Genomic DNA, 3,367 nt, shown 5'->3' with positions numbered 1-3,367 from the left:
AAATATGGGATGGTGCCGATTGATTTTTCGTCCCATCCTATTCAACACACATCAATAAGGAAAATAAATGAACACCTCATCCAACCCCTCTTGGCAGGCTGCTTTCGGCTTGTTGACGCTCAGACTTTTTGCCGCGTATGAATTTCTTGAGTCCGGCCTGGAAAAATGGAACGGGGAAAACTGGTTTGCAGATATCAACAGTCAATTTCCCTTTCCATTCAATTTGTTGCCGGATACGGTCAACTGGAATTTGGCCATGTGGGCGGAACTGGTTTTGCCTGCGCTGCTCATCGTCGGCTTGGCAACGCGGCTGTCCGCGCTGGGATTGATGGTCGTAACGGCTGTCGCATGGTCTGCGGTACATGCCGGCTTGGGGTACAATGTGTGCGACAACGGTTATAAAATGGCACTGATTTATTTGGTGGTTTTATTTCCTGTCCTATTGCAGGGCGCAGGCGGTCTGTCTTTGGATGCCCTGCTGAAGAAACGCTGTTGCCGCATCAAGCATTTTCTTTAATGATTCACGGTCGCGGGCCGACTTTAAATGCCCGATATTATCCCTTGATTTATTTAAACCCATATTTTTAAAAGGAAGTTAAAATGAAAAAAAATGTAGCTGCTGCTCTGGCCGGTGCATTGTCCCTGTCTCTGGCTGCCGGTGTTGTTGCCGCTGATAAACCGTTAAGCAGCAAAGCAGGTGTTCAAAAATCTGCTCAAGGCTCTTGCGGTGCGGTTAAAGCCGGTGAAGGTTCATGCGGTGCAAGCGCTGTTTCTAAAGCAAGCGAAGGCAAATGTGGCGAAGGCAAATGCGGTTCAACCGTGGAAAAAACTCACGCTAAAAAAGGCAAAGCATCTAAAGCCAAAGCTGCCAAAGTAGTAGAAGGCAAATGCGGCGAAGGTAAATGCGGTTCTAAATAATCCTGCAATATACCTTTAACAAAGTCGCATTTTATAAACGAAAATGCGACTTTGTCGTTCATACGGCACCATAACAGGACATCACCATGATTCAACATGCAGGCTTGGGCTACCGCCGCGACTTGGCGGAAGACTTCCTCTCGCTTTCAGACGACAGCCCGATACGCTTTATCGAAGCCGCCCCCGAAAATTGGCTGAAAATGGGCGGCAGGGCGCGCAAACAGTTTGACCGCGTGGCAGAGCGGCTGCCGCTGGCATTGCACGGATTATCCATGTCATTGGGCGGACAAGCCCCGCTGGATACCGACTTGATAGACGGCATCAAAGAAATGATGCGCCGTTATGACTGCACGTTTTTCTCCGACCATTTGAGCTATTGCCACGATGGCGGTCATCTTTACGATTTGTTGCCGCTGCCTTTCACTGAAGAAATGGTGCAACATACCGCGCGGCGTATCCGTGAAGTTCAAGACCGGTTGGGCTGCCGCATTGCCGTAGAAAACACTTCCTACTACCTGCATTCCCCGCTTGCCAAAATGAACGAAGTCGAGTTTCTCAACGCTGTTGCCCGCGAAGCCGACTGCGGCATTCATCTCGATGTGAATAATATCTACGTCAACGCCGTTAACCATGGACTGTTGTCGCCCGAAGCCTTTTTGGAAAACGTTGACGCAGAGCGCGTGTGTTACATCCACATCGCCGGACACGATGTCGAAACGCCCGAATTATTGATTGATACCCATGGCGCGGCAGTTTTGCCGACCGTTTGGGACTTGCTCGAACTGGCCTATGCCAAGTTGCCGACGATTCCGCCCACTCTGTTAGAACGCGATTTCAATTTTCCGCCTTTTGCCGAACTCGAAGCCGAAGTCGCCAAAATCGCCGACTATCAAATGCGTGCCGGAAAGGAATACCGCCGTGCAGCCTGAAACCTCCGCCCAATACCAACACCGCTTTGCCCAAGCCATACGCGAAGGCAAAGCCGCAGACGGACTGCCGCAAGAGCGCTTGAACGTCTATATCCGCCTGATACGCAACAATATTCACAGCTTTATCGACCGCTGTTATACCGAAACGCTGCAATACTTTGACAGCGAAGAATGGGGTCGTCTGAAAGAAGGTTTCGTCCGCGACGTGCGCGCCCAAACGCCCTATTTTCAAGAAATCCCCGGCGAGTTCCTCCAATATTGCCAAAGCCTGCCGCTTTCAGACGACCTCTTGGCATTGATGGACTTTGAACACACCCAGCTGCTCGCCGAAACCGCACAAACCGATAGCCAAACAACCCACGCCGATTCAGACGATTTAGCTTACACCCTTTCTCCCGCCGCCTTTGTGCGCCGTTATCAGTATGATGTAACGGACGAATTGCAGGAGGCGGAAACTGCTGTTTTGGTGTGGCGCGATAAGGAAGACGACGTGATGTATCAAACGCTTGATGGATTCGGTGCATTATTGCTGGAAACGCTGGCAGAAACGCCCACTTCCCTAAACGGTCTGCAAACCATGCTGGCAGAGTTCATGCCGTCTGAAAATGCTTGGCAGGACGCATTAAGGCAAAAATGGACGGATTGGCGGGAACAGGGCATTTTGGTTGCGGCATAAATCAAGGCCGTCTGAAACGGGTACAGTCGGTTTTGGCGAAACAAAAAAACTACTGAAATCGTTTATAGATTCAATCGCATGCTCTTTCCGTATCAGCGTAAAATCAGAAACATATTGATCATTCATTTCATACTGATACATTATGGCCCTACCCGAACTGACCGATGCCGAGCTTGTCGAATCCCGCAAACTGCTGTTGCGCTTTGCCCATATCCAGCTGCCCGACCGCCCCGATTTGGCGGAAGACCTCGTACAGGAAACCATGCTTTCCGCCTACCGTGCGGCCGAGGGTTTCAAAGGCGGCGCCCAAGTGAGCAGCTGGCTGTTTGCAATCTTAAAAAACAAAATCACCGACTGTTTGCGCCAAATCGGGCGGCAACGCCAAGTTTTCGTCACGCGCGACGAAGAAGCTTTGGATGAAGCCTTTGAAGGACATTTTGCCTCCGACGGGCATTGGACGGACGAAGGACAGCCTCAGGGTTGGAACTCGCCCGAAGCCAGTTTGAACAATAAAGAGTTCTATCAAGTTTTACAGACCTGCCTCTACCATCTGCCGGAAAATACCGCCCGCGTGTTCACCATGAAAGAGATTCTCGGCTTTTCAAGCGATGAAATCCGTGAACAATGCGGCATCAGCCATGCCAACTACCACACTATTATGCACCGCGCGCGCGAAACCTTGCGCCAGTGTCTGCAAATCAAATGGTTCTCCCATGCCTGACAGGAAAACGCCATGAAAAAATGCCGCAAAATAACCGATCTGATTTCCAAACAGAAAGACCAAGTGCGTCTCAGTCTTTTTAACCGCATTGCCCTTGCCGTGCACCTGTCGCTCTGTCCCCGT

The 3,367-nt window shown here is 50.6% G+C and carries 5 protein-coding genes; all 5 read left to right on the top strand.

From position 1 onward, the window contains the following. Positions 1-67 precede the first annotated feature (67 nt). Complete coding sequence (locus ACTHUT_RS16140) at positions 68-517, top strand: HvfX family Cu-binding RiPP maturation protein (RefSeq protein WP_070631969.1); 450 nt, start codon at positions 68-70, stop codon at positions 515-517. An 83-nt stretch (positions 518-600) separates the two neighbouring features. Beyond that, the gene (locus ACTHUT_RS16135) at positions 601-918 is read left to right on the top strand and encodes an HvfA family oxazolone/thioamide-modified RiPP metallophore (RefSeq protein WP_003686668.1); all 318 of its coding nucleotides are present in this window, start codon (positions 601-603) and stop codon (positions 916-918) included. Positions 919-1,004: 86 nt separating this feature from the next. After that, positions 1,005-1,847, top strand: a complete 843-nt coding sequence (locus tag ACTHUT_RS16130) for an HvfB family MNIO-type RiPP peptide maturase (protein ID WP_308111961.1) — start codon at positions 1,005-1,007, stop codon at positions 1,845-1,847. Then, a complete protein-coding gene (locus ACTHUT_RS16125) occupies positions 1,837-2,523 on the top strand; it encodes an HvfC family RiPP maturation protein (protein ID WP_250591051.1) in 687 nt (228 codons plus the stop codon). The genes ACTHUT_RS16130 and ACTHUT_RS16125 overlap by 11 nt, the downstream gene beginning before the upstream one ends. Before the next feature lie 142 nt (positions 2,524-2,665). After that, a complete protein-coding gene (locus ACTHUT_RS16120) occupies positions 2,666-3,244 on the top strand; it encodes a sigma-70 family RNA polymerase sigma factor (RefSeq protein ID WP_250599350.1) in 579 nt (192 codons plus the stop codon). Positions 3,245-3,367: the final 123 nt, after the last annotated feature.

Source organism: Neisseria sp. P0022.S010, assembly GCF_051956635.1.
The sequence above is the reverse complement of the archived record's forward strand: the minus strand, read 5'-3'. Positions and strand labels throughout refer to the sequence as shown.